A 26,921-nucleotide genomic window follows, 5' to 3' on the forward strand; every position below is an offset into this window, starting at 1 on the left:
TTGTCTTCTCTTTTGCATAGGATAACAAGTTATAAATTTACACTTAAACTGCTGTCCTATTTGAGGGGTCCATTATACTTGCATATAAAAAAGAGCTGTAGTTAAGTTTCAGCCTAGCACACGCGCATCAGTGGCAATAGCATAGATAAACCTTAGCAAACATTAGCAATTTGATATATAATAACATGAGAAAACATGAGTTTTTAGACATATAAAAAAGCTTGAATTGAATTTCAGCCTATCACACGCGCGATAAAAGTATAATGCTTAGGAATGGCAGGAAGCTAACAAAATAAAGCCTTGTAAGGCTAAGTTGTAGCACTCAATAAAAGGTATTGAGTTTATGGACATCACACGCGCGCGCCTAGCTATATGTTAATATTTGTTAATGCTCCCGCGCGTATAGGGGGCATGAGTTAATCAGATTTTGAACTGGTTTTTGGAGTCCATAAAAGACAACTTTAGTAGTTAATTTCCTATGGTACAATGATTTTTTGTAACCAGTTTGTAACTCGTGCTTGCTTTATTGGTCTTAATGTGCTGTAAATCAATTGATTGTATAGAGGGTTAAATACACGCTCCTGGTACGATTTAAAGCCCCTTTTTAAGGGGTTTTTTTGTTGCCCCTGTTTTTACAGGACAACATTCAGACAACATTTCAAAATGAGTTCTAAGAACTCGACTATGGCTCCCCTGAAGCAATAGAATCTGAAATACATTTTAATTTGCGAGAGTACGCAAATCTAGAGCATGGTTATTCTATATTTTGGATATATTCATTCAAACCTTAACCTGTCTGCCTCATAGAAGTGATATGCCTTGAAGATGCTGCCTTTTATGCCCTGATTGACAAGGTGGTTGAGAGGATCAAGGAACAGAACAACATCAAAGAGGATAAGTGGATTTCCGGTCAGGAGGCCATGCAGAAACTGCGTGTCAGCAGCAAGACCACGCTGCAAAAGCTGATAGACGAAGGGAAAATCCGGTTCAGCCAGCCGGAAAAGAAAATCATCCTGTATGTCAGCGATTCCATTCAGGCATATCTGGAACAGAACGCCTCGCATGGGGGAGAAGGCGGGAAGGAAACAGTTTCTGAGGGACCTTTTTAAGGAACGTCTGCCGGAATTGATCCAGAATGATCTCGATAAGAATATCGATCAATCCATCGAACCTAAGCTTTAAAGCAGCTTCTTATAGATCATGAGCCGATTAGAATTCCTATTCGGCTCAAATATTGTTTTTATTTGAGCTGAATAAGTGTTATATTCGGCTCATGACCTATAACTGGCAACAACCCGACTGGACTGATTTCAGGTATGATTTAAGCGAAGTGGAAGATATGCTCTTCAGTTTTGCGGAGCAAACCGGACATGTCAGCGGCATGTTGAAGGCAATACCTGAAGATATCCAACTGGAAGCTGTGATTGATATCATGGTTGCCGAAGCGATTAAAACTTCAGAAATCGAGGGCGAGTATCTTAGCCGTCAGGATGTCGTTTCATCTATCCGCAATAATCTTGGCCTTAACCAGACTCCTGAAGCCACTGAGGATAAGATGGCGCAAGGGGCTGGTGAATTAATGACCGATGCTCGTAAAACCTACGCCGAAGCCATAACTGAGGAAAAGCTTTTCCAATGGCACAAGATGCTATTGAAGGAAAACAAACGAATTAATGTCGGCATGTGGCGCAGTCATGAAGACCCAATTCAGGTTATCTCGGGCGCACTTGGCAAGGGAAAAGTGCATTTTGAAGCCCCGCCTTCATCTCGCGTGTCGGAAGAAATGAACAGGTTTATCCAATGGTTCAACGATACTGCCCCTGGAGGAAATAACGAGATAAAGAAAGGGCCTGTCAGATCAGCAATTTCACATTTGTATTTTGAAACCCTTCATGCCTTTGAAGATGGTAATGGCAGGATAGGCCGAGCCATTGCAGAAAAAGCCTTGTCACAAACATTAGGCCGCCCGGTGTTACTCAGTCTCTCAAAGACTATCGAGACCGATAAGAAGTCGTATTATAGTGCCTTGGAACAGGCACAGAGAAGCAACGATATTACGCCCTGGATTAAATATTTTGTCGGCATTGTTTTGAAGTCACAGGAACAGGCAATCAGCCTTGTCGATTTCATCTTGATGAAATCGAAGTTCTTTGACCGGTTCAAGAACTCCTTAAATGAACGGCAGATAAAAGTTATAAGAAGGATGCTGGATGCCGGACCAGATGGTTTTGAAGGGGGTATGAATGCTAAAAAATACACATCCATTACAAAAGCGTCCAAAGCTACTGCTACAAGAGATCTGCACCATCTAATGGAATTAAGAGTGTTAATCCAGGAAGGTGGCGGCCGTAGTACCCGCTATCTTCTGCATATGTGAATTCTTCCATTTATGATTTTAGTATTCAAATTCCTAGTGGCATTTCTGGTCTGAATTGCAATCAGTTATGGCTTTCTTCTTTCGTATTTTGAAAGAAGAAAAGAAATATAGCTTATCGTAAGGCGCCACGGCGACAGCTGTCTGGTACCACAGCGCAAAGCTGGCGATGCCCCTGAGGTGGATGCTGCTGAGAGACCCGGAAGAGAAGCTGGCCCCGGTAGCGTTGCTTTGCACAGATGCTGGAAATGCTAAAGTCGAGCTTAGGGTAAGCAATCAAACAAAAGCCTACCAACAAGCCCAAGCTATTTCCCCGGACTTCAGGAATACAAATTGCTCTACATACTATTTTAGTTTTTAAACGGTTATAGCTTTATGTTTAGTGAGATAACACACTTTAGAAGTTTTCAGATCGTAAAGCCTACTCCTCTACCGCAAATATGCATCCTCCCTTTATTACTATCATCTAGCGATTTGAGTTCGCACGCAAAACACAGGCATTGGCTAAAATAATTGCTTTTAAATCGCAAAAACTTAAAACCCTTTATTTTAAAGGCCCGTATTCAGGCAGTCATGTGTTATATTGTTATGATTATATGAATGAGATAAAAAATTAGCTTACAGACTCCTCTCCCTGTAGCCAGGATGTATTCTACTATAAGAATATAGTATAGCATTAAATCTGTTATATACCCCCGCTTCGTACGCTTAACATCTCCTTAATTTTACCAACTTAATTTCTTTTACCTCAAACACCCATGAAAAATCTTCTGATTTTACCCTTACTTGTGTTTTTGTTTTTAACAGGCTGTAAAGACAAAGATGACCCTCAACCTGCCACAGGAAAAACGCTGATAGCTTTTGACGTAAAGAAAGATGTCAAATACTCTTCCGGTGCTGTGAAACGAGAGCCAGTGTCGGCCATCGTGCATGTATGGCCAGCCGAGAACCAGGATTTTGACGTGCAAGCCTCTGGCTCAGATATTTACCTGGGGTACGCCTACGATAAAATCTCAGGCAAATCTAAAACTGCCAAATACGGTGCCGTTGGCTCTCGCATGAACGAGCAAATCAAGCCAGGAAAGTACTTCATTTATGTTGTGCTGAAGAAATCGTCTGAGACTGGTAGCCTTGCCTATTCTTACCGATACTTTGAGGTGAAGGAGGGAGAGACCGTCACGCTTCAGAAAACTTTCAGCCACGATGTGCCTTCAGAAACATTTGAAGAGTGGGATAAGAACAAATAATCGCTGTAACCCTCGCACATTCCTTTATTTGAAAATATTTCTTTAAAAGGCATCCCCCTGTGTAGCTAACACAAGCTGCACAGGGGGATGCCTTTTTGGTGGCAGGGTTGCCTTTACCGCGCCAGGTCCTGGCTGCGGTTGGCGTCGATGGCGATGAGAATGAACAGCAGGATGGTAAAAGACCACAGCGAAGAACCGCCGTAGCTGAAAAAGGGCAGCGGAATGCCCACCACCGGGGCCAGCCCAATGGTCATCCCCACGTTCACGAGGAAGTGGAAGAAGATGATGGACGCCACACAGTAGCCATAGGCCCGACCGAAAACAGATTTTTGCCGTTCTGCCACCATCACGACCCGGATCATCAGGAACATGAAAAGGCCGATGAGCACAGTGCTGCCCACCCAGCCCTGCTCCTCGCCAATGGTACAAAAAATGAAGTCGGTGCTCTGCTCAGGCACAAAATCGAACTTGGTCTGCGTGCCTTCCAGAAAGCCTTTCCCCCAGAAACCGCCGGAGCCGATGGCTATCTTGGACTGTGTTACGTTCCAGCCGAAGCCCAGCGGGTCTGCCTCCGGGTTAATAAGCGCCTTAATGCGGTTCTGCTGATGCGGCTGCAGCACGTTGTTCACGAAGAAGTCCACGCTGAAAATCATACCCACCACCAGCACCCACAGGGCCATCATCGTTTTATAGCGGCGCAGGAGGCGATAATCCAGCCAGGTGGCCAGCGCGAGCAGCACCGTAATGGCCAAGATCAGGTATAGCTTCGGAACCAGCAGCGTGAGGATGAAGACAGCGGCCACCGACCCCCCGATAATCAGGATGAGCGGCGAGATGCCCTCACGGAAGTAGGCCAGGATAAACGCGGCAAACACCAGCGCCGAGCCCGTCTCGTTCTGCAGGATAATGATGGCCGGTGGCAGCAGCGTGATAGCGGCCAGCTTCATCTGGTCAGCGAAATTCTGCTGGCGAAGGTTTACGGTGCTCAGAAACTTGGAGGCGGCCAGGGCGGTGGCAAATTTGGCCAGCTCGGCAGGCTGCAGCCGGATGCCCCCGCCCAAATCAAGCCAGGACCTGGAGCCGGCAATCGGCTTTGCCACGGCTAGCGTGACCAGCAGCAGCAGGATGATGGCGCCGTAAATGGGGTATGCCAGGTGCTCATACACTTTGTAGTCCACTACCAGAAGCACAATGATGAGTATCAGCGAGGCCGCGATCCATACCAGCTGCTTGCCGGAGTTGATGTCGAAGCTCATGATGTTCACCACATTGTCGGGGCTGTAGACGGCGGCGTAGATGTTCATCCAGCCCAGGCCCACCAGCAGGAAGTAGAGCAGGATGGTGACCCAGTCGATGTTCTGGAGCATGTGGCTGCCCGAGGCGTGCCTGCCAGGCGTGGCTGACATGCCGATTCTGCTGCTTCCAAGTATTTTCTGCTCTACACCCATCCGTTAGTCAATATTCAGGTATTCCCGGCTCAGCACCCAGTCTTCCATTCGTTTTCTGGAGACGGAGTCTGTCAGGTACTTCTCAATCATCAGGCCTGCGATCGGGGCTGCCGACTGGGCGCCGAAGCCCGCGTTCTCCACATACACCGCAATCGCGATCTTGGGGTCATCCTTCGGGGCGAACGCCACAAACACGGCGTGGTCCTTGCCCTGGGGGTTCTCGGCCGTGCCTGTTTTGCCGCATACCTCAATCCCCAATTTTTCGAGGGAGGCGTTGCGGCCTGTGCCAGACTTCACCACGGCGGCCATACCGTCTACCACAGGGGTGAAGTGACGGGCTTCCACTGCCGTAAAATGGCGCTGCTGATACTCCGGCTTCGGTTTGCCGTTCTCCCCAATCGAGCGGATGATGTGCGGAGTGATGTAATAGCCTCTGTTGGCGATCGTGGCCATGAAGTTGGCCATCTGCAGCGGCGTCACGCCCAACTCGCCCTGCCCGATGCTAAGCGAGTAGATGGTGGAGTATTTCCACCGGTTCTGGCCATACACGCGGTCATACATGGCCGGCGAGGCCACAATGCCTTTCTTCTCGTTCGGGAGGTCGATGCCCAGCTCTACACCGAAGCCGAAGGTGGTAATTTGCTCACGCCAGTTGGCAAGGCCGATCGAGGTGTCCTTAAACGTGTTGCTGGACTTGCCCTGGTTCACCTCTGCCCGGAACACCTGGTAAAAATAAGGGTTGCAGGAGGTTTGGATGGCGATGCTCAGGTTGGTGGGGGCCGCGTGCGCGTGCGAGCACTTGACCAGGCTCTGGTTGCAGGGGAAACCTGTGTTTGGGGTGATGATGCCGTCCTGAAGCGCCACAAGGGCCTGCGCCAGCTTAAAGATGGACCCGGGCGGGTTGCTGCTCGCCATTACGGGGCGGTTAAACATGGTCTTGTTCGGCTCACTCAGCAGGGCCATATAGTTCTTGCCGTAGTCTTTTCCGGTAAACAGGTTGGGGTCGTAGAAGGGGGCGGAAACATAGGCCAGCACCTCGCCGGTTTTCGGCTCGATGGCCACCACGCTGCCCTTAGCCCCGTTCATCAGGAACTCGCCATACTGCTGCAAATCAAGGTCGATGGTGCTGACCAGGTTCTTGCCGGCCACCGACAGGGTGTCGTAAGCACCGTCTTTAAACGAGCCTTTTTCCACGCCGCGCACGTTCACCATCTTGTACTTCACGCCGCGCTTGCCCATCAGGTACTGCTCATACTCCAGTTCAATGCCGCTCTTGCCAATATAGTCGCCGGGGCGGTAGCCGCTGTAGGCAGAGTCCTCGAGCTGGCGCGGACTGATCTCGGCGATATAGCCCAGCGCGTGCGCAAGGCTTTGGTGCGGGTAGCCGCGTGCCGTTCGGGCGTTGATGTAAAAGCCGGGGAAATCGATCAGGTTATCCTGAATGCGGGCAAACTCCTGGGTGCTGAGTTTCTGGTAAAAGGCGGAGGGCTGCACGTAGGAGTAGGCGCGCGCTTTCTTCAGGCGCTCCCGCACCTCTTCCAAAGGCAGGTCGAGTAGTTGTTGGAGGCGCAGCGTATCGATGTTCTTCGCCTCTTTGGGCACCACCATCAGGTCGTACACGGGCGTGTTCTGCACTAGCAGCTTCCCGTTCCGGTCGTAGATCAGGCCGCGGAAGGGATACTGGACCACGGATTTGATGGCGTTGGTTTCGGCGGCCTGCTTGTAGCTGCTGTCCACCACCTGGATGTAGAACAGGCGCAGGGCAAAAATGGCACCTACAAGTATAAAGATGCCCTGAATGACGTATTTTCGGTTTTCTAAGTAGTTCATCGGTAATCTATCCGCGCTCTCTTTGGCGAAAAGAACAGGAGTTGAAGAATCACGATTAATATGCCCGTGAAGAAGGTGCTGAAGAGGATCTTGCCTAATGTGTACAAAGCCGTCTGGAAATTAATGGTCTCCAGAAAGAACACTGCCGCGTGGTGAAACACGATCAGCGAAAACGAATAGACCAGAAACCAGCGCCACCCCATCACGTGGATGTTAACGGAATCACTGCTGTCGTAACCGTCTCGCGGTGTCAGAAGGTTCAAAACGTGGGGCCTTAAAAATGCCAGTAGCACACTGGCCGCGGCATGGATGCCCACTGTGTCGTAAAACATGTCCACCGTGAACCCCGTGGCAAAGCCCAGCACGAGCAGCCATACCCTGTTTATACCCAGCGGCAGGAAGAGCAGAAACGCCACGTAGATAAAGCAAAAGCCAGTTCCGAAGAGCACCAGGTTATCCAGCAGCAGGATTTGCAGCGCCACAAACAGAATAAACTGCACGATATTTTTTATACCAAAGCTATTGCTCATCTGTCAGAATGCCTGCTTGTTGTTCTAAGTCCTCCCGCTCATACATGGTGGTGTTCTCCACCACATACACGTAAGACAGCTGCGCAAAGTCAACTGCTAGCTTTACCTTTATCGTGTAAAAGCTCTTGTCCTGCTCTTTCTCCACAGCGCTGATCGTGCCGACCATGATGCCCTCCGGGTATACGGTGTTGAAGCCGCTTGTCACGATGGTGTCTCCGGCGGCCGGATTGACGTGCAGCGGGATATAGTCCAGCATGGCCGTGCGGTAGTCACCGCCGGTCCATTTTACGGTGCCGAAGGTGTTGTCTTTCTTGATTTTGGCCGAGACCAGCATCTGCGAGTGCAGCACCGACGTGACGGTGGCATACCCCCTGGACACTGTTTTAATGCGGCCCACCACGCCACTTGCCGCAATCACGCCCATACCTGGCTTCACGCCGTCGGCAGTACCCACGTCGAGGGTCAGGTAGTTGTTCATGCGGCGCACCGAGTTGTTGATCACCCGGCTTGCGTGCAGCACGTAGGGGGCGGCGTGGCTGCTGTCGGTGGCGGCGTAGAAGGTGGTATCCAGCACGGCGGTGCTATCCGACACCTCCAGGTCGCGGTACTGCATCAGCTCCTTGCGCAGCGCGGCGTTTTCACGGGCCAGCGAGTTGTTGATGGACGACAGCCGGAAATAGTCGGAGACGCTGCTCTGGTACTCCAGCACCTGCCCCACGTATTTGTTTGCGGAATTGAAGAAGGCGGCCCCCTGGTATGTGTTATACCGCACGATCAGGTACACACACAGCACTTCCAGCAATACAAACACAAGGAACGCACGGAACCGGTATATAAATGCAAAAAGATTCCGCATGGAGCCCTGTTAGGTTAGCAGGACGTTCTTGAATCCTTCGATGTTCTTGATCGCGGCCCCCGTGCCGCGTACCACCGCGCGAAGCGGGTCTTCGGCAATGTGGATCGGCAGCTTGGTTTTGGCGGCCAACCGCTTGTCGAGGCCACGGAGCAAGGCACCGCCGCCTGTGAGGTGAATCCCGTTATCGTAGATATCAGCCGAAAGCTCCGGCGGCGCGATCTCCAGCGCCTTCAGCACGGCCTCCTCGATCTTCGACACTGATTTGTCCAGCGCGATGGCGATCTCCTGGTACGTTACCTTGATCACCTTCGGGATGCCGGTCATCAGGTCGCGGCCACGGATCTCGTAGTCGGCTGGCGGGTTCTCGATTTCTGTCAGGGCAGCGCCCACCTCAATCTTGATCTTCTCGGCAGAGCGCTCCCCGATCAGCAGGTTGTGCTGGCGGCGCATATAGTCCAGGATGTCTTTGGTGAACACGTCACCCGCGATGCGGATAGACTGGTCGCAGACGATACCGGAGAGGGCCACCACGGCAATCTCGGTGGTTCCGCCCCCGATGTCCACGATCATGGAGCCAATGGGCTGCTCCACGTCGATGCCGATGCCAATGGCGGCGGCCATCGGCTCCTGGATCATCCATACCTCCTTGGCACCGGCGTGCTGCGCAGAGTCACGCACGGCGCGTTTCTCCACCTCGGTAATGCCCGACGGGATGCAGATCACCATGCGGTGCGACGGCTGGAACAGGCGACGGCCCGTGTCGATCATCTTGATCATACCCCGGATCATCTCCTCGGCCGCGTGGAAGTCAGCGATGACGCCGTCTTTCAGGGGGCGGATCGTCTTGATGTTCTCGTGCGTTTTCTCGTGCATCTGCATGGCGTTGCGGCCAATGGCCAGCACACGGCCCGTGGTGCGGTCCACGGCGATGATAGAGGGTTCGTCTACGACTATCTTATCGTTATGTATGATCAGAGTATTAGCAGTACCAAGGTCAATCGCTATATCACTGGTTAAGAAGTTAAATAGTCCCATTTTGTAGGTTCAGGCGAAACTGTGCCCAATTATATTTTAAATATACAATATTTCTAAACAGAAACTTGCGGCAAAATTAGTGAAATTCAGCGTAATTAATAATGTAGCACCCGAAGCCAAAGAAATTAAAAGTCTTTTCATAAGGCAGTTGCTCTCGCATATAGACTTGTATAACGGCTAGCACTGTGGAAAAATTGAATTGCGGGCACGCTTCTCTATCCGCTGAAACCCACCGCGGGCACACCCGCACGGAAGTTATGAAAAATCCCCGGCCTTTTAGCAAAGCCGGGGATTTATATAAAACGGGACGCGTATGCGCGAGGGGTTTGTTAGTGTTTGAAGTGGCGCACGCCGGTCATTACCATCGCTATATCATGTGCGTCGCAGTAGGCGATAGAGTCCTTGTCCTTGATAGAGCCACCTGGCTGCACCACGGCTTTGATGCCCGCCTGGTCGGCGATCTCCACACAGTCCGGGAAGGGGAAGAACGCATCGGAGGCCATCACCGTCTGGCTCAGGTCAAAACCGAAGCTGCGGGCCTTCTCGATGGCCTGGCGCAGGGCATCCACGCGCGAGGTCTGGCCCACGCCGCTGGAGTACATCATTTTGTCGGTGGCCAGCACGATGGTGTTGGATTTGGTGTGCTTGCACACTTTGGCGGCAAACACCAGCGCCTTTTTCTCTTCGGCGGTCGGTTCGCGCTTGGTCGCGGTGGTAAAGTCAGCCTCTGTTTCGGTGGCCAGGTCCTTGTCCTGCTCAATCACGCCGTTCAGCAGCGTCTTGAACTGCTTGTTGGGCAGTTCCACGGGCTTTTGCTTCAGCAGGATGCGGTTCTTCTTGGTCTTCAGCAACTCCAGTGCATCAGCATCATATGCCGGGGCGATCAATACCTCAAAGAACAGCTTGTTTAGTTCCTCGGCCACAGCCAGGTCAATAGCTCTGTTCGCGATGATCACGCCGCCGAAGGCCGACACCGGGTCAGAGGACAGCGCCAGCAGGTAGGCGTCTTTCATGGTGTCGGCGGTGGCGCAGCCGCAGGCGTTGGTGTGCTTCAGGATGGCTACGGCCGGTTCCTCAAACTCAGCCGCCAGGGCCACGGCCGCATCCACGTCCACGAGGTTGTTGTACGACAGTTGCTTGCCATTCAGTTGCTCAAAGAGGTCCTCCAGCTTGCCGTAAAATGTGCCTTTCTGATGCGGGTTCTCGCCATAGCGCAGCGGCATGCTGTGCTGCACACTCTGCTTGAAGGCTGGTTGCTCGTCCTCGGCGTTCATGTAGTTGAAAATGTGCGTGTCGTAGTGCGAAGACACGTTAAAGGCTTTCGCGGCAAAGCGCTTGCGGTCTTCCAGTTCTGTGGCGCCGTCTTTGGCTTGCAGCAACTCCACCACCTCGCCGTACTGGTCTCTGGACGAGACGATCAGCACATCCTTGAAGTTTTTGGCTGCCGCCCGGATCAGGGAGATGCCGCCAATGTCGATTTTCTCGATCACATCGGCCTCCGGAGCGCCCGAAGCCACCGTTTCCTCAAAGGGGTATAAATCCACCACCACCAGGTCAATCGGCGGGATCTCGAACTTCTCTCTTTCCGAAAGGTCCCCCGCGTTGTCGCGGCGATGCAAGATACCGCCAAATACCTTTGGGTGCAGCGTCTTCACGCGGCCACCGAAGATAGACGGGTAGGCGGTCAGGTCCTCTACGGCCACCACGTCTGCGCCCTGCTCTTCCAGGAAGGTCTGGGTGCCGCCTGTGGAGTAAATGGTCACGTTGTGCTGCTTAAGTAGCTCCACCAGTGGCTCGAGGCGGTCTTTATAATATACCGAGATGAGTGCGGATTTGATTTTAACGGATTGCATGGCAATTGCTGTTTTGGGTTAGTCTTCTTTTTTCGGTTGGTCTTGTTGGTCTAAGAGCTGCTCTACCACCTGCGGTAGGTGCAGGTGCTCCAGTTGCAGCACGCGGGCCGCCAGGTCTGCGGGGGTATCGGAGGGCAGCACGGGGCAGCGCTCCTGCCGGATGAAGGTGCCTTTGTCGTACTCCTCGTTTATATAGTGGATCGTGATGCCAGACTCGGGCTCGCCGGCTTGTATCACCGCCGTGTGCACGTGCTGCCCGTGCATGCCTTTGCCGCCATACTGTGGCAACAGGGCAGGGTGTATGTTGATGATCTTGTCGGGGAAGGCCCGCAGCAGGTTTTGCGGCACCAGCCACAGGAAGCCAGCCAGCACAATCAGGTCGGGTTGAAACTGCTGGAGCTGTTGCAGCACCTTTTCAGACTTGTAGAACTCCTCGCGGGAAAACAAAAAAGCCGGGACGTGGTATGTCTCGGCTCTTTTGAGGGCATAGGCGTTCGGGTTGTTGGAGAACAGGGCGGCCACACGTATATCAGGGTGGTGCTCGAAATGCTCCAGCAGGCGTTGGGCGTTGCTTCCCGATCCCGAAGCGAAAATGACTATGTTTTTCTTGGCTGGTCGTTCCAAAAGTACAGGCGTGTAATGAAGCCGCAAAGATAATGGGTTTGCCTTAAGAATTTAGCAAGTAATCCCAGAATATGTGCAGAACCGATAGGGGTGGTAGCTGGATAGGGCAGGGAGCGTGGGAAAGCAATCATACCCCCCGGCATCATGAGCCGCTCAATAATTGTGTTTCTTCCGGTGTGCAAATCCTGAAAATACTGTGTTCTGCATACCCCGGACAGGGCATTGCTTACTTTCTTTTCGCCTTCAGCGACCAGGTAAAGCGGAAGGTAGCCACGGGTTCGCCGCTTTCGTCGGTGCCAACGCTGGTGGCCACCACTGTCACGCCCTCTCCGGTTGCCTTGGTTTTGGCTGCGGCGGCGGCTATTGCCTGGCCATCGTGACAGGTGAAGCTGATTTTGCCAATGGCCTTTTTCGTGAACTCAGCATCCATGCGCACCACCAGCATCGACACGGCTGGCTGCGATTTGTATACCTGCGTCATGCAAAGCACACCTGTCGAAAGCTCGGCAGCCATACTCAGGCAGGCAAAGTATATCGACTTGAAGGGGTTTTTGTTGAGGTATTTGTAGGGCACACGCACTGTGGCCTTCGCCTCCGAAATGTCGGTTACACGAAGCCCCGCCAGGTAGGCCATCGGGAGGCGGGCCAGCAGAAACAGCCGGAACTTAACTGGTGATAAGACCAGCCCCCGAAAGGCTGCTGCATGGTTGGTCTGGTTTGGCATGGCACTGGCCTATATCGCGTGTTCTGGAGGAATGCCTTTATTTAGGTGACCTCCTGGCAGGAAACGCAAAGGCCCTGCGCCGAAAAATTTATACTGTGCACTTTGTAGCCCTCCGGCAAGGTAGGGGCAGGCACAAGCACCTCATTCAGGCAGAACGTCTGGCCACAGGAGGTACAGTTGAAGTGGATGTGGTTGTCCTGGTGCTCGTGCTCCTTGCAGGCATCCTGGCAAAGCGCATACTTCATGGCCCCGCTCACATCGTTGATGCTGTGGGCGAGTCCCTTCTCCTCAAAGGCATGCAGTGTTCTGTAAATGGTTACGCGGTCAAATCTGTTCTCAAGCTGTTTCTCAATTTCTGAGTGTGCCAGCGCATGCTTGTTTTGCAAAAGTAGCGTTAGCACCTCCAATCGGCAGTTTGTTTTGCGGAGCGTATACTTCCGCAGCAACTCCTCTGCCATTTGGAGTAGAGGGCGGTGTTGGTTTGTCATAGCTGTTGCAAATATACGAGAATAATAAGGATTAATGCGGTGTTGCGTGAAATCCTCATACCCCCATACCTCAACACCGGCCAGACCAGCGCGTACACCTATATGCATTTGGAAAAGGTTATCAAGTCATCTTACGGGCTGTAAACTGTCCATAACCGAATCTGTCTCCACGTTTTTATAGCCTCACAGGACTCTCTTTTTTAGTTTGTAAGCTACTATTATATAGATGGTTATAAACAATTTATACTTCTGAAAACGAAAGTTTAAGATGCTGTAACATTGTTTTTTGGAGCTTATAGGTTATTTTAAGGCAATTTTAATAAATTTACATCCGTAGATAGCAAAATACGTATATATGCCGAAGGCAGACTTTGCGCTTATCTGCAACGCCTGATCATTTTATTCTAAACAATTTTATCAATGAAAAGAACTTTACACCTATTCGCAGCCCTGCTGCTCGTTATGTTTACGGCTGGTGCATCCTTTGCACAAACAGTTACAAATGAACCTACCGTTGACGGTACCCTGGATATGGTCGAGAACCTGACCATCAACCAGAATTTTCTGTGGCAGGCTATCGTGAAGGGCTTCGACCGCGCTGCCCTGACTCCGAAGGAGAAGGTAAACCTGGAGATACAACTGACGAACCCTGCCCAGCGCAACAATTTTGTGCTGAACTATAACTCCAATAGAGCGGCTGCCACTGAGGAGGAAGCAACTTATTCCCTCGTGACCTTCAATGAAGCGGGCTACGCTAAAATCGGCCCTGAAGGGGGAGAAGATTTGGTGGCAGAGTATCAGGAGTACTTCAAAATTAACTTCAGCCAGGCGGGCACTTATGCCTACAAACTGATTCTGCGTCGCGTGGAGGGAGCTGACGTCGAGGGAACGGTACTGGCTTCTGTAGATGAGAGCGTGACTGTAGCGGGCACCACCACCGGCCTAGACGATATGATCGGCGACAAGCGCGTGGCGGTATACCCTACTGTTTCAGAAGGCGTTGTGCGCGTGGACCTGGGCACTATCCGCAATGCCTCTGTGGTTGTGGTGGATATGCTGGGCAGAAAAGTGCTGGTACTGAACAAAGTAAACGGCAAAGCTGAGATCAACACTCAGAAGTTTGCCAAAGGCACTTACTATGTAAAGGTATCTGCCGGAAACGACGTGGCCACCAGCCGCCTGATCGTGAAATAGTCATACCCTATTTTATACCTACAGTATGAAGCCTGCGTCTCCGGATGCAGGCTTTTTTTATACCAGCAGCATTGAGAGAATCCCCAGCAGCATGATCAGCTTGTTCAGGTTGCTGAGGTAGCTGAAGTCGGCCTTGCGGTCGGCCCGCGCCAGCTTCACTACCATCCAGACGCTCGGGGCCAGTACCAGCGCCAGCATGTATACATCAAAAGGCCATGGGGTAGATGGGTGCGCCATGCTCGCGATCAGCAAGGCCAGAAAAATGGCGATAAGCGGGTATAACACATACTTGGCTCCGCGCATGCCCAGCACAATGGGCAAGGTGCGGCACTCGAAAGAGGCATCGCCCTTCATGTCCTCGATATCCTTTATGATTTCGCGGATAAGCGAGATGAGCCCGGCAAACAGGGCGTAGCCCAAAGTGGTTTTGTTCAGCATGTCGTTGTACACGGCCACCACCAGCAGCATGGATGCCGACAGCAGGGCAATGGCTACGTTGCCGATAAGCGGCAGCTTTTTCAGGCGTGCAGAATACCCCCACAGCAGCAATACCGCCCCCAGGTTAATCAATCCTACCCGCACCAGCAGCAGCCCCCCGATGAGCACGCCGATAACCGACAGCACCAGATGGGCGAACATGGCCCGGCGCCTGCGGATGATGCGCCCCACTAACAGCCGGTCCGGCTTGTTGATGGCATCTATCTTCACATCGTAATAGTCGTTGATGATATAGCCAGCCGCCGCAATGCATACCGTGGAAAGGGTGAGAGCCAGAAAGCCCGGTTCCAGCACCTTTGCCCATCGCACCCCCGACGTAAGCAGGCAGGCTTGCACGAGCGCCTGGCTCAGTACAATCAGCACCAGGTTTTGGGCGCGTATGAGGGATAGGAAGAGTTTCATCTGGCAGACGGCAATACAGGACAGGGGCAAAGGTAAGGCCGTGCGCGGAAACGGCAACAAAAAAGCCCCTGTGCAAGGGGCTTTTCTTGTAATGATGCAGTAAGCGTGTTAGATTCTCTTCACGTTAACCGCATTGATCCCTTTTTTACCTTCCTGCGTGTCGAACTCTACGCGGTCGTGCTGCTGGATGTCTACGCCGTTCAGGCCACTCGCATGCACGAAGAAATCTTCATTTGTCTCGTCCTCAGTTATAAAACCATAACCTTTCGACTCAATAAAAAACTTTACTTTTCCTGTCTTCATAAAGATGAATAATTTATTGGGTAATAAAACTGAACGTAAACTAAAGATTTATTTTTATATATACAATACAGTATTAAAAGAAATCTACTATTAGTTTGTAGAAAAGGTATAAATGCGTGGGGCTTACCACTTGTCCTGCGCCTTCATAATCTGCTCTATCAGCTCGCGTACGGCCCCTCTGCCCCCTTTTTTGGTGGATACAAACGTGCTGATTTCTTTAATATCCTCGGCAGCGTCGGAGGGGCAGGCGCGCAGGCCACAGCGCTGCATCACCTCCAGATCCGGCATGTCGTCGCCCATGTAGGCCACGGTGGCGGGGTGGATTCCCTGCAGGTAAATGTAATCCTCGAAGGTATCTACCTTGTCCTCAATACCCAGGTGGATGTCCTCAATGTCCAGTTGCTCCAGCCGTTTGCGCACGCCCGGCTCGTTTTTGCCAGAGATGATGGCTACCCGGAAGCCCTGCCGAATGGCGTGCTTGATGGCAAAGCCGTCTTTGATGTTGAAGGCGCGCACCTGTTCCCCATCGGCAAAGCAATAGAGCAGGCCGTCTGTCAGTACCCCGTCAACATCAAAAATAAAGGTGTTGATGCGGGTGAGGTCGGTTTGAGTGATAGACATAAAACAATGGAAGGCTACTGTTAGAAGACACTACTGCAGGATGGGGCAGGCACACAGCTTACGGTGCTGCGGGTACGTTTGCCATCTATACGAAAACAACGCGTGCAAAAATAAAAAAGGCTCCTCGCTGGGAAGAACCTTTTCTGGTATAAAAGCAGCCGCCCTTGCAAACGGCTGTTAAAAGGGGCTAGTCCTGGTTGTCGCGCCACTCATATACCCAGGCCGCCTGAATCTGTTCCAGGTGGCCTTCGTTGGCCTGCTCGCGCGTGCCTTCAAAGTTTGGCAGGGTCAGGATCCACTCCAGCAGCTCGGTGAAACGGATGCGGTATATCTTGGACTCCGTGAAGTCGTCGCCGAACTTCTCGTACAATGCCATCGCAATGTCTTCGTAATCATTCCATTGGATTGGTGGCTCGTAGCTTTTATTCATTATATATATGGTTATATGGTTATATGGCCAGATGGTTTTTAAAGGTATGAGGTAGTCAGCATATGAATGTCAACACGTTAGCCATGCAGCAATTTAAACTAGTGGCCCAGGAAATCCTGCGTTGGCACTGTGATGACCACATCCTCGTTGCCCTGCACCACACACTGGCAGCCCAGGCGGGAGTTGATACGCGGGTCCACGGCGCGGTCTATATAGTCTTCTTCCTTGTCAGAAATCTCGGGGAGGTCGTCCATGCCAGCCTCTACATACACGTGGCAGGTACTGCAGCCGCACACGCCGCCGCAGTTATGCTGCAGTTTAATGTCATTATCCAGGGCTACGTCCAGCACCGATTCCCCTTCTACCGCTGGGTGCGTTACGTCCGGCGAACCGTCGGCAAACTTAAAGGTTATATTTACAACTTTCATTTTATCCAGATCTATTTTAGAGGCGCAATTTACAAAGCCATTCAGCCGAATCAAAACCGACGTGGCTTTAGGCTCTGTACTTAAACAAGATAAAGGCTTATTTGGTTAATGCCGGATTTGCTCAATTTTTGCCCGCGCCTGTATGCTCTCCGAAAGCAGCGCGTAGATTTCCCTGTATCGTGGGTGTTGCTGCAGCATGTGCTGGTGGGCCTGCAGCACCGGATCGTCGCCGCGCACGGCTGGGCCGGTTTGCACCGCAAACGGGTCCTGCGCGGTGGCTTTGGCGATCGTCTCTGCGAGGAGTGGCTGCAGCAGCTCTGCGGGCAGGTTGGCTTCCTGCAGCAATTGGCGGCTTATACCCAGCAAGTGGTTAGTGAAGTTGCAGGCAAACACCGCTGCCAGGTGCAGCCGCTTCCTGTCCTCAAAACCCATACGGTATACCTTGTTGCTCAGGCTGCCTGCCACAAGCTCCAACAGGCGAAGGGTCTCCTCATCCTGCGCCTCCAGTAGCAGGGGCACCTCCGCCAGGTCCAGTAGCTTGCCCTTGGAAAAGGTTTGGAGGGGATAAAAAACGCCTGTGCGTGCGCCCTCAACAACGTGCAGCAAAGCGAGCGGCTGTGAGCCGGAGGTATGTACAACCGCTGTGCCGGGCGCTACCCGCAAGTCTGCAGCCACAGGAATGAGCGCCGCGTCAGGCACGGCAATAACCACCAGGTCCAGGGCCATCGCCCGAAAGTCGGGGGCTGCGACGGGGAGTGCCCCGGGGATAACTTTGGCTAAGGCCTCACGGGAAGAAGCGCCTCTGCTATAGACAGCCTGCACCCCGTGCCCCGCCGAGGCAAGCGCCTGCGCCAGGTGCCAGGCCACGTTGCCGGCCCCCACAAAGGCGATGCGTTTCGGTTGCGTTACATTCATTATGTATGATTTAGCTCTTTCGTCCCTGTTACTTATACAGGATGATACCTACGCGGACTATTCCTTTAGCTGTCAAAACATGGTATCTCAGGGTATACTATAGCTTGCTTTATAACAGGAAAGCCCTTGCGATGAGGCAAAGGCTTTCCTGTTATAAAGCAGAGACAAAATACTTAAGCTGTCTGCGCCTTCCTGGATTGCCTTGGGGCAGCGGCTGGCTTGTTTGGCCCTCCGTTTTCCTTGTTACGGCGCAGAATAGCCATCACAAACCCGATTGCCATCACAATCGTGCCGATCCAGAGCAGGTTCACGAAAGGCTTCTCAATCGCTTTCAGGATAATGTAGTCTTTCTGCGTGGCGTTCACGCCAATCTTAAAGCGGTTGTTCTCGGTGTCAATGTTCAGGAAGGTGATGCGCAGACCAAGGTCGGCCACTTCCTCCGGCACGCGGCCCAGCATCTGGTTCCGGATCATGAGCACGGGGTGGGCATGGTAATTCTTCTCCTCACCCATAATCTTCATGTCCGCCTGCACGGCCACGTCGCCTTCTGCCAGCGGCACGCCCGGCACCTTGTCGATGCGCTCGATGCCGTTGAACACAGCCACGTAGTCATTCAAGATGATGGTGTCGCCGGCGCTCACCTCATACTCCTGCAGGTCGCCCCAGTCCTTCTCCTCATTCGGGTCCGGCACCGAGGACACGTGCGAGTACAGGTCTTTGTTGGCAAAGTGCTTGATGTCCGGCGAGGCCAGCAGGCCCATGTTCGGGTTTACCTGCGCCCGGGGGTATAGAATGAACGACTTGCCGCTCTCGCGCTCTTTGTACTGCACCTGGTAATAGGTGTTCTCCGGAGACTCCAGGTCCAGCGTGTCGCCGGTATGGAAGTATACTTTGTCGCCCACTTTAATGTCGCCGCGCGCAATGGCTTTGTATTCGTCATTGGTCGGGAAGAGGAGCTCGCGGTTTACGTACTCCGGCACGTCTTTTACCTCCTGGTACTGGCCGTGGTAGCTCACGGTATACTTGTCCATCTCTACCGGGCCGTTGCGCCACAGCAGCACGTTGTCGCGGTTTATCTCATCGTCAAACTCGCGGGAGTATACCATGCCGGAGGTGTTCTGGGAGATGATGTTGGAATAGCCCGACGAGAACAGGATGCCGATCAGCATCAGGGCTATACCGATGTGCGATACCGCGCCGCCTGACAGCGTTACTTTCTTGTGCAGCAGGCTCAGGATGATGCTCAGGTTGGCGAACACCGAGAACAGGGCAGCCACCAGCAGCGTGATGTATACCGGGTTGTTGATCGTTTCGGAAAGCACGCCCAGCTTCGACAGCACGATAATTAGGCTGGCGAACAGAAGCGTGAGCATACCCGGCAGCATGATCGCATCGAGAAAGGTGCTTTTGTTCTTCTCTCCCTTGCTCCACCACAGCAGCTGCCCCACACCCGACAGCACCGCCACCGCCACGCCAGCCCACAGCTGGAACTTGGTATAGTGCGCAATCTGGTCGGCCGGTAGGGCCGCGTTAGACTCTATGCCAATAAAGCCCAGGAAGGCGTTGTATACCGGTATGGACGTGGTGGCCAACACCTGGAAGCCAGCCAGGCAAAGCACGGCTGCGCCGATAAACACCCAGAACTCGGCATTGTAGGTCGATAGCTCTTTCTCGGTTGCCGGGATGTGCTTCCAGCGGTATACCAAAAGGCCAATAGCCAGCACGGCGAACACCGCCAGGTAGGTGAACAACTGACCCGACAGGCCCAGGTCGGTGAAGGAGTGCACCGAGGCGTTGCCCAGAATGCCACTCCGCGTCAGGAACGTGGCGTAGAGGATAAGCAGGAACGAGGAGATAACCAGTATGAAAGAGGCGGTCAGGCCCTGCTTGCTGCGGCGGTATGCAATCATGGTATGGATGGCACCTATCAGCACCAGCCACGGGATGTATACGGCGTTCTCCACCGGGTCCCAGTTCCAGTAGCCGCCGAAGTTCAGGGTTTCGTAGGCCCAGTAAGCGCCCATCACGATGCCCACACCCAATACCACGGCCGCAAAATGAGACCAGGGCAAGGCGGGTTTCACCCACTCAACAAACTTGCCTTTCCAGAGGCCGGCCATGGCAAAGGCAAACGGCACCAGCATGGCGGCAAAGCCCAGGAACAGGGTAGGCGGATGGATCACCATCCAGTAGTTCTGCAGCAGCGGGTTCAGGCCAGTGCCGTCTTTGGGCACAAAGTCAGGGTCCATGGCAAACACCGGGGCGTCGGCCATAAAGTCGCGCATCAGGATAAAGGGAGAGGAACCGATCTTCAGGTCGCCGATCACGATGCCCAGAATCATGGAGGTGAGGAAGAGCTGCACAAACGAGAACATCGCCATCACGGGGGCTTCCCATACCTTGTTTTTCTTGCCGCTATTCATCAGCACCACGCCCAGCACCACATGCCAGAAGATCCAGAGCAGGAACGAGCCTTCCTGGCCCTCCCAGAAGCAGGAGATCATGTAATGCACCGGCAGGTGGTTGGAGGAATGGCTCCAGGCGTAATAATACTCGTAGCGGTGCGCGTAAATGATGTTAAATAGACTGAACACCACCATCAGCACACCGGCTGCGTGCACGTAAAAAGCGCCGCGAGCCAGCTTGCGCCAGCTATCGTCGCCGGCAGCCTCTACCTTGGCGCGCGAAGCCATGAAATAAGCGTAAGAGGATACTATGGCCGCTACAAAAGCAACAATCACACTGGCATGGCCAATATCCCCGATCAGCGTATTAATCATTTCTGATAATTAAAAAGTTAGAAATTTAAGAAGTTAGAAAGTGTTTAAGAGGCAGTAAGTTAAGGAGCGTATGTTTTGATGCTGGGTAAGGACGTTATTCTCGTCTGGCACCCGACTCTCTAACTTGCTAACCTTTTAACTTTCTAACTAAACTAAAGGCCTGCAGTGGTGGTCTGGATTTCTTTCTCGACGTACTTGGACGGGCACTTGAGCAGGATTTTGTCTGCCACAAACACGTCCTGCTTCATGCTGCCCGTGATCACGATCTGCTCTGAGCGCTCAAAGTCCTGAGGCTTGGGGTTGTAGTAGACCACGCGCTGCTCCACACGGTTGGTGTCGATCAGGGTGAAGGCGAAATAGTTGGGGTCGATGAGCGGGTCGTAGCTCATGTTGATGATGTGGCCCTGGGCGTCTTTCTTGAGGCGGCCCACCACGTGTACTTTGGTGGTGTTTCCCTCTTCAGCGCGCTCAATGGCCTCGCCGAAAGAAACATACGTGCTGGCGTCGCCCACCGACGACATGATGATGCCGATGGCCAGCGCAATGATGATAATCCCGATGATGTGTGACTTTTTCATCTGTCTGTTAAAGTGTAAAATCCTTTATCTGTAGCCTAACACGCCATGGCTGAATATAAATCCATGGCGGCGGGCAAAATTAACTGCTTCGGACAAGGCACACACCACCGGGGTAATGCAGGAAGCTAGAACATGCCTCCTGTGTTTCCGTTCACAAACATCGTCTGTGTGGGAGATGTGCCTGCTTCCACAGTGGTTTCCTCTTCCTTTACCTGAAGCTTCAGGTAAAACTCATCCGAGTCCAGAAGCTTATGCGCCCGCAGGTGTCGCTGCGAGATAAACCAAATCTGGTTTTCGGTATTGCTCAGTATAAAAAAACACTCCGACGACTCGCTGGCATTGTACACGCCCAGCACTTTGTAAGCATAGGCTGGGTCAAAGTGGCCATCGTCAATCGGGTGGGGTTTCACATGGTCCAAAGGGCAAAGGGAAACGTATAGCTTGGGATTTAAGTAAACACTCATTCAGTTTATAGTCATTTATGGTTGAATACGTGTTACGGAAAATCCCGGCCTTTGGCCACGGCCACGAAGGGCAATAACGGCTAGCGGTTCACGAGGTCGTCCTTCAGCTGTTTCTCGAGCTTGCTCACCTTGCGGTCCAGCGAGATGAGGTACACCAGCACGCCTCCTAGCACCGTGAGCAGCACCACTACCACCACGTATATTTTCCCGTCCTGGCGCAGGGTGTCCGCCATTTCAACGTCAGGTTGGGCAGGTGTTGCGGCATTTTGGGCCTGCACCTGCTGTATGCCTGCCGTCGCGAAGAGTATAAAGCACCATAGCGCCAGTATTCTAAACAGTTTCATATAAGCGTTGTTTCAGTAATTCCAATCTTGATTTGATGTTCACGATCCAGACGCCGAGCAGCGTCCAGCCGATCACGGCGGGGTAAAACACGGCGCGCAAACGGTTATCGAGGTCGTAGGAGTTAAAGCCGGGGTTGCCGCCGTTGCCGGGGTGCAGCGAGTCGGTGAGGCGCGGCAGGATGAACAGCAGGGGTATAAGCGCCGCAAACGCGAAGATGTTGTATACCGCGCTGATGCGGGCGCGCTGCTGCTGCTCGTTAAAGGAGCTGCGCAGCACGAGGTACGCGAAGTAAATCAGCAAGCCGATGGCCGAGGCGTTCTGCTTCGGGTCGTTGCTCCAGTAATCGCCCCACGTGAACTTGGCCCACTCCATACCCGTGATAATGCCCAGCACACCGAACAGGATGCCCACTTTGGCCGCCTCCGCGGCGATGATGTCGTTGCGGGTGGTTGGGGTTTTGAGGTATTTGATGGAGTAAACGAACGATACCAGCAGAATCAGGATCATGCCAAACCACATGGGCACGTGGAAGTAAAGGTTGCGGATCGTCTCATTGAGGATCGGCAGGCGCGGCACCTCCGACAGCATACCGGCCACTACGGTAAAAACCAGTAGCAGCACAGCCAGTATTTTCCACCAGTGTTTCTTCATATAGCTATTAGTTGGGCGCAAGACACAGGACGTTAGACTTTTATGAAAAACAGATACACTCCTGTTCTGGTTCTTAGTTTAGATTTATTAATCGCTTTTGTACAGCTATCATTTTTTCTCTTCTCTATACTTGATAAGCCCGAAGTCTAAAATCTTGGGTCTTATGTCCCATAAGATCATGAACGCCAAAGGTACGGGAACAAAATATAAGATACAGTGACCACGATCATGTTTATGGCAAGCAGGGTAAGCAGTTCGTCGAGGCTGGTGCTCCGGTCGAGGCCGTCCAGGGCGTTTTTCGACATCCTGATCAGCATCAGCAGCATTGGCACAATCACTGGGAAGCTGAGCACGGCCATCAGGGTGCTGCTGTTAGCGGCCTTGGCGGCGATGCCCGAGATCATGGTGAGGGAGGTGGAAAAGCCAATGGCGCCCAGCAGGATGGAGAGCAGGAACATGGGCACGTCCTGCACCGGGTTGCCCAGCACGAGCGCATAAAACAGAAAGCAGATGACGGCCAGCACCAGCATGAGCATGGCGTTGTAGATGATCTTGGCCAGTATCACGCCCTGCGGACTCACGATGGAGTAGAAGTAAAGCAGCCGCCCCCGGCTTTCCTGCATAAAGCTCTTGGCAATGGCATTTACCGACGTGAACAGCAGGATGATCCAGAGCACGGCGTTCCATACCGGCACCGTGAGGACGTTGGAGCGCAGCCCGAAACTGAGGTAGCAGACAAACACCGTGCTGCTGACATAGAGCAACATGCCGTTAAAGGCGTACTTCTGCCGCCACTCCAGCACCAGGTCCTTCTGGATCAGGTATAAAATCTCTTTGAACAGCACCGCTTTTTGAGTTTACCGCAAAGGTAAGGCGCAAATTTTTAGGTTGCTAATTGCTGTATGGTTGAATTGCTGAATGGTTGAATTGTTGACTATTCGCATCGTGCCGGTGCGTGTGGCAGTAAAAGAGAAAGCACGAACCTGCTTGGCCCGTGCTTTCTGTATGCGTTCGCTGATCCAAACGATCAAGCCATTCGTCAAGCTATACTTTCGCTTAATCCTTCTTTTTTTTCTTGTCTTGCTTGTGCTTCACCACTTTCGCGTCGCGGTAGAAGATGATCTCCTCGGCAATGTTGGTTACCTGGTCGCCCACGCGCTCTACTTTTTTGATGATGGAGAGGACGGCCAGCGCCTCGGAGATTTTCTCGGGGTGGGCGGCCATATACTTGGTCACAATGCGGTCTGACTTGCGGTAGATCTTGTCCAGCCCCTTATCGCGCTTGATCAGGGTTTTCGCCAGCACCGGGTCGTTGGTTTTGAAGGCGATGCGGCAATCGTTAAGCATCGACATGGCCTCCTCATACATCGGGAGCAGGCTTGTCATCTCCAGCAGGTCCTCGTTTACGGGGGCGTCCAGCTTCTTGGCGAAGCGCGCGATTCCTTCCGCCGTGTCTCCGATGCGCTCGAGGTTCGCGTTGATTTTGAGCACGGCCAGCACCATGCGCAGGTCAACGGCCACGGGCGTAAACAGCGCGAAGAAGTTCTCGCACATGCGGTCGATCTTCACGTCAAACTGGTTTACCTTTCGGTCGCGCTTGATGATCTGCTCAGCCATCACCTGGTCGGCTTTCAGCATGGCCTCCCGACCACTGTGCAGTTGGTACTCTACCAGGTCCCACATCTCCAGCAGCTTTTTCTTCAGCTTTTCTAACTCTACGTCTATATGAGGCATCTTGTGTCTATTCTGATTGGATAATGATCATTTAATCGTTTTGCAAGCAGGGTGGTATAAACTCAACCAAAACGACCTGTAATATAGTTCTGTGTACGCGTGTCCTGCGGACTAGTGAACATGGTCTTTGTTTTAGAATATTCCACCAGCTCGCCCATGTAAAAGAAGGCCGTGTTGTCGCTCACGCGCCCTGCCTGCTGCATGTTGTGCGTCACGATCACGATGGTATAGTCATTCTTCAGCTCATAGATCAGTTCCTCTATCTTGGCGGTAGAAAGCGGGTCGAGGGCAGAGGCCGGTTCGTCCATCAGCAGCACAGAAGGGGAGATCGCCAGTGCCCGGGCAATGCAAAGGCGCTGCTGCTGACCGCCCGAAAGGGCCAGGGCCGACTTGTTGAGGTTGTCTTTTACCTCGTTCCAGAGGGCGGCGCGCTTCAACGATTTCTCGGCGGCTTCTTCCAGCACCGCTTTTTTGCTGATGCCCTGTATCTTCAAACCATATACCACATTTTCGAAGATCGTCTTGGGGAAGGGGTTAGGTTTCTGGAACACCATCCCTACTTCTTTCCGAAGCTCGTCTACGCGTACCTCCTTGGTATAAATATCCTTGCCATCCAGCAGAATGTCACCTTCCGTCCGGAAGCCATCGATGTAGTCGTTCATGCGGTTGAAGGTGCGCAGAAACGTAGACTTCCCGCAGCCCGACGGGCCGATAAAAGCCGTGACATTCTTCTCTTCCATGGCAATGTTGATGCCTTTGAGCGCATGAAAGTCGCCGTAGTAGGCATCGAGGTTTATCGCCTCCAGTTTATTGTGTTTTCTGCTCATGGGTCGTCTTACCACTTTATTTTTTTCTGCTGCCTGTTGCGCAGGTACACGGCAATGCCGTTCAGCATGAAGGTAATGATTAACAATACAATAATGGCCGCCGCCGCGTTGGTCTGGAACTCGGCCTGTGGCCTGGAGGTCCAGTTAAAGATCTGGATCGGCAGCACGGTAAACTCATCCAGGGGCGATGAAGGCGTAAACGGCACGTAGGCCAGCGCCCCGATCACGATAAGCGGGGCGGCTTCGCCCACTGCCCGCGACAAAGCCAGGATAATGCCTGTGAGGATACCGCCGAACGACGCCGGCAGCACCTGGTTCCATACCGTTTGCCACTTCGAGGCACCCAGGGCATAAGAGCCGTCGCGCACGCTGCGGGGCACCGACTTGATGGCCTCGCGGGTGGTCACAATGATGATGGGCAGGATCAGGAGCGACAGCGTAAGCGCGCCGGCCAGCAAACTGCCTCCCAGGTTCATCTGGCGCACAAAAATCTCGAGGCCCAGCAAACCATAGATGATAGAGGGCACACCGGCCAGGTTGGCAATGTTTATCTCCAGAAAGTTAGCCATTTTGCTTTTCCTGGCATACTCCTCCAGGTAAACGCCTGCGGCTACGCCCAACGGAAACGCGATGATGGTAGTGAGCACCAGAATCCAGAGCGTACCTACCCAGGCGGTAAGGATTCCGGCGCGGGCGGCACGGCGTGAGGGCAGGCTTACCAGAAAGTCCCAGTCGATGCGGCGGGCGCCTTCCAGTATAATGTCGAACAGGAAAACAGCCAGCACCACCAGGCCGATAAAAGTGCAAAAGACGCCGAAAACCTGGAAGGCTTTGTCCTTGAGCCTGTTTTTTTCTGAATTAGTCATACTTTTCCTGGTATTTCTTTTTGATCCAGAAGCTGAGGTTATTCAGCGCGAATGTAAAAATAAAGAGCGTGATACCCGCTGCAAAAATTGTTTTGTACTCCAATGATCCGCGCGGCACGTCGCCCAGACTCACCTGCACAATGTAGGTGGTGATAGTCTCGATGGGAACCAGCGGGTTGAGCGTGAGGCGGGGCTGCTGACCTGCCGCAATGGCCACGATCATCGTCTCGCCCACCGCCCTGGAGATAGCCAGGATAACAGACACCACGATGCCTGACGAAGCTGCCGGAACCATCACACCGAATGAGGTTTGCAGGCGGGTGGAACCCATGCCATAAGCGGCTTCGCGCAGCGAGCGTGGCACAGCACTAATGGCGTCCTCACTCAGGGAAGAGATCATCGGTATGATCATGATGCCCATCACGATACCCGCCGACAGGGCGTTGAAGCCAGCCAAATCAGGTATAAACCCCTGGAGAAACGGCGTGACCACTGTCAGGGCGAAGAAGCCATACACTACTGTCGGGATAGTGGCCAGTACCTCCAGCAGGGGCTTTACGACCTGCTTCAAGCGGGCGTGGGCATACTCGTTCAGGTATACGGCAATGGTAAGCCCGATCGGGAGCGCGACCGAAATGGCAACAGCCGTTGTGAGCAGGGTGCCCGCCACAAGCGGTGCGATACCGAATTTTTTATCGGCAAAAAGGGGCGTCCACTCTTTCTCGGTCAGGAAATCAACAAGCGGGACTACCTGAAAGAAGCTGATAGACTCAGAAAGCAGCACCCAAATAATGCCGGCTGTAATGAGTATGGTGATGACGGCTGCCAGCCACAACAAGCCCTCGATAATTTTCTCGGATACTCTCAAGGCGCTTT

The 26,921-nt window shown here is 52.8% G+C and carries 29 protein-coding genes; 4 read left to right on the plus strand and 25 right to left on the minus strand.

Annotated features, from left to right (window positions below; translation table 11 throughout):
- Positions 1-809 precede the first annotated feature (809 nt).
- The 3 genes from MKJ04_RS21570 to MKJ04_RS21580 all read left to right on the plus strand — a co-directional run bounded on the left by MKJ04_RS21570 (position 810) and on the right by MKJ04_RS21580 (position 3,621).
- Positions 810-1,109, plus strand: a complete 300-nt coding sequence (locus MKJ04_RS21570; protein WP_241644098.1) for a helix-turn-helix domain-containing protein — start codon at positions 810-812, stop codon at positions 1,107-1,109.
- A gap of 164 nt (positions 1,110-1,273) precedes the next feature.
- Positions 1,274-2,377 (plus strand): Fic family protein, encoded by a 1,104-nt coding sequence (locus tag MKJ04_RS21575; RefSeq protein WP_241644100.1) that lies wholly within the window; start codon positions 1,274-1,276, stop codon positions 2,375-2,377.
- A gap of 896 nt (positions 2,378-3,273) precedes the next feature.
- Positions 3,274-3,621: a hypothetical protein gene (locus MKJ04_RS21580; protein WP_241644102.1), complete on the plus strand. Its 348-nt coding sequence runs from the start codon at positions 3,274-3,276 to the stop codon at positions 3,619-3,621.
- Positions 3,622-3,734: 113 nt separating this feature from the next.
- On the opposite strand, the gene rodA is transcribed toward MKJ04_RS21580, so the two are convergent.
- From rodA to MKJ04_RS21625, 9 genes are all read right to left on the minus strand, one after another.
- On the minus strand, positions 3,735-5,027 hold the full coding sequence (gene rodA / locus MKJ04_RS21585) for a rod shape-determining protein RodA (protein WP_241644104.1): 1,293 nt from the start codon (positions 5,025-5,027) through the stop codon (positions 3,735-3,737).
- Positions 5,028-5,072: 45 nt separating this feature from the next.
- Positions 5,073-6,899, minus strand: coding sequence for a penicillin-binding protein 2 (gene mrdA / locus MKJ04_RS21590; protein WP_241644106.1), 1,827 nt, complete (start codon positions 6,897-6,899; stop codon positions 5,073-5,075).
- Positions 6,896-7,429 (minus strand): hypothetical protein, encoded by a 534-nt coding sequence (locus MKJ04_RS21595; RefSeq protein WP_241644108.1) that lies wholly within the window; start codon positions 7,427-7,429, stop codon positions 6,896-6,898. Before MKJ04_RS21595 ends, mrdA begins: the two co-directional genes overlap by 4 nt.
- Positions 7,419-8,285: a rod shape-determining protein MreC gene (gene mreC / locus MKJ04_RS21600; RefSeq protein WP_241644110.1), complete on the minus strand. Its 867-nt coding sequence runs from the start codon at positions 8,283-8,285 to the stop codon at positions 7,419-7,421. The genes MKJ04_RS21595 and mreC overlap by 11 nt, the downstream gene beginning before the upstream one ends.
- Before the next feature lie 9 nt (positions 8,286-8,294).
- A complete protein-coding gene (locus MKJ04_RS21605; RefSeq protein ID WP_025608913.1) occupies positions 8,295-9,320 on the minus strand; it encodes a rod shape-determining protein in 1,026 nt (341 codons plus the stop codon).
- A 329-nt stretch (positions 9,321-9,649) separates the two neighbouring features.
- A complete protein-coding gene (purH, locus tag MKJ04_RS21610; protein WP_241644112.1) occupies positions 9,650-11,173 on the minus strand; it encodes a bifunctional phosphoribosylaminoimidazolecarboxamide formyltransferase/IMP cyclohydrolase in 1,524 nt (507 codons plus the stop codon).
- Between the two features lie 18 nt (positions 11,174-11,191).
- Complete coding sequence (purN, locus tag MKJ04_RS21615) at positions 11,192-11,797, minus strand: phosphoribosylglycinamide formyltransferase (protein WP_241644114.1); 606 nt, start codon at positions 11,795-11,797, stop codon at positions 11,192-11,194.
- 226 nt (positions 11,798-12,023) lie between these two features.
- Positions 12,024-12,521, minus strand: a complete 498-nt coding sequence (locus tag MKJ04_RS21620; protein WP_241644116.1) for a PaaI family thioesterase — start codon at positions 12,519-12,521, stop codon at positions 12,024-12,026.
- A gap of 41 nt (positions 12,522-12,562) precedes the next feature.
- Positions 12,563-13,009, minus strand: a complete 447-nt coding sequence (locus MKJ04_RS21625) for a Fur family transcriptional regulator (protein ID WP_241644118.1) — start codon at positions 13,007-13,009, stop codon at positions 12,563-12,565.
- A gap of 420 nt (positions 13,010-13,429) precedes the next feature.
- Here MKJ04_RS21625 and MKJ04_RS21630 point away from each other — a divergent pair, with 420 nt between their 5' ends.
- Positions 13,430-14,203: a T9SS type A sorting domain-containing protein gene (locus tag MKJ04_RS21630; RefSeq protein WP_241644120.1), complete on the plus strand. Its 774-nt coding sequence runs from the start codon at positions 13,430-13,432 to the stop codon at positions 14,201-14,203.
- Between the two features lie 57 nt (positions 14,204-14,260).
- Here MKJ04_RS21630 and MKJ04_RS21635 read toward each other — a convergent pair whose 3' ends face one another.
- The 16 genes from MKJ04_RS21635 to pstC form a co-directional block, all read right to left on the minus strand.
- A complete protein-coding gene (locus MKJ04_RS21635; protein WP_241644122.1) occupies positions 14,261-15,103 on the minus strand; it encodes a geranylgeranylglycerol-phosphate geranylgeranyltransferase in 843 nt (280 codons plus the stop codon).
- 108 nt (positions 15,104-15,211) lie between these two features.
- Complete coding sequence (locus tag MKJ04_RS21640; protein ID WP_241644124.1) at positions 15,212-15,406, minus strand: cold-shock protein; 195 nt, start codon at positions 15,404-15,406, stop codon at positions 15,212-15,214.
- A gap of 123 nt (positions 15,407-15,529) precedes the next feature.
- Entirely contained in the window at positions 15,530-16,027 is a 498-nt protein-coding gene (locus MKJ04_RS21645) for a KdsC family phosphatase (RefSeq protein WP_241644126.1), read from the minus strand.
- A gap of 187 nt (positions 16,028-16,214) precedes the next feature.
- Complete coding sequence (gene iscX, locus MKJ04_RS21650) at positions 16,215-16,457, minus strand: Fe-S cluster assembly protein IscX (RefSeq protein WP_241644128.1); 243 nt, start codon at positions 16,455-16,457, stop codon at positions 16,215-16,217.
- A gap of 98 nt (positions 16,458-16,555) precedes the next feature.
- Positions 16,556-16,885 carry a 2Fe-2S iron-sulfur cluster-binding protein gene (locus tag MKJ04_RS21655; RefSeq protein WP_241644130.1) on the minus strand — a complete coding sequence of 110 codons (330 nt, stop codon included), beginning with the start codon at positions 16,883-16,885 and terminating at the stop codon, positions 16,556-16,558.
- A gap of 105 nt (positions 16,886-16,990) precedes the next feature.
- A complete protein-coding gene (locus tag MKJ04_RS21660; RefSeq protein WP_241644132.1) occupies positions 16,991-17,800 on the minus strand; it encodes a Rossmann-like and DUF2520 domain-containing protein in 810 nt (269 codons plus the stop codon).
- A 173-nt stretch (positions 17,801-17,973) separates the two neighbouring features.
- Entirely contained in the window at positions 17,974-20,580 is a 2,607-nt protein-coding gene (gene ccsA, locus MKJ04_RS21665; RefSeq protein ID WP_241644134.1) for a cytochrome c biogenesis protein CcsA, read from the minus strand.
- Positions 20,581-20,732: 152 nt separating this feature from the next.
- Positions 20,733-21,158: a cytochrome c maturation protein CcmE gene (locus MKJ04_RS21670; protein ID WP_241644136.1), complete on the minus strand. Its 426-nt coding sequence runs from the start codon at positions 21,156-21,158 to the stop codon at positions 20,733-20,735.
- Between the two features lie 125 nt (positions 21,159-21,283).
- Entirely contained in the window at positions 21,284-21,622 is a 339-nt protein-coding gene (locus MKJ04_RS21675; protein ID WP_241644138.1) for a hypothetical protein, read from the minus strand.
- Between the two features lie 80 nt (positions 21,623-21,702).
- Positions 21,703-21,966 (minus strand): CcmD family protein, encoded by a 264-nt coding sequence (locus tag MKJ04_RS21680; RefSeq protein ID WP_317246737.1) that lies wholly within the window; start codon positions 21,964-21,966, stop codon positions 21,703-21,705.
- Positions 21,953-22,618, minus strand: coding sequence for a cytochrome c biogenesis protein (locus MKJ04_RS21685; RefSeq protein ID WP_241644140.1), 666 nt, complete (start codon positions 22,616-22,618; stop codon positions 21,953-21,955). The genes MKJ04_RS21680 and MKJ04_RS21685 overlap by 14 nt, the downstream gene beginning before the upstream one ends.
- A gap of 176 nt (positions 22,619-22,794) precedes the next feature.
- Positions 22,795-23,436 carry a heme exporter protein CcmB gene (locus MKJ04_RS21690; protein WP_241644163.1) on the minus strand — a complete coding sequence of 214 codons (642 nt, stop codon included), beginning with the start codon at positions 23,434-23,436 and terminating at the stop codon, positions 22,795-22,797.
- A 238-nt stretch (positions 23,437-23,674) separates the two neighbouring features.
- Positions 23,675-24,352 (minus strand): phosphate signaling complex protein PhoU, encoded by a 678-nt coding sequence (gene phoU / locus MKJ04_RS21695; protein WP_241644142.1) that lies wholly within the window; start codon positions 24,350-24,352, stop codon positions 23,675-23,677.
- A gap of 62 nt (positions 24,353-24,414) precedes the next feature.
- Positions 24,415-25,179: a phosphate ABC transporter ATP-binding protein PstB gene (gene pstB / locus MKJ04_RS21700; RefSeq protein ID WP_241644144.1), complete on the minus strand. Its 765-nt coding sequence runs from the start codon at positions 25,177-25,179 to the stop codon at positions 24,415-24,417.
- A gap of 8 nt (positions 25,180-25,187) precedes the next feature.
- Positions 25,188-26,045, minus strand: coding sequence for a phosphate ABC transporter permease PstA (gene pstA / locus MKJ04_RS21705; RefSeq protein ID WP_241644146.1), 858 nt, complete (start codon positions 26,043-26,045; stop codon positions 25,188-25,190).
- A complete protein-coding gene (gene pstC, locus MKJ04_RS21710; protein WP_241644147.1) occupies positions 26,038-26,913 on the minus strand; it encodes a phosphate ABC transporter permease subunit PstC in 876 nt (291 codons plus the stop codon). Before pstC ends, pstA begins: the two co-directional genes overlap by 8 nt.
- Positions 26,914-26,921: the final 8 nt, after the last annotated feature.

Source organism: Pontibacter sp. E15-1 (assembly GCF_022601975.1).
Taxonomy (GTDB): domain Bacteria; phylum Bacteroidota; class Bacteroidia; order Cytophagales; family Hymenobacteraceae; genus Pontibacter.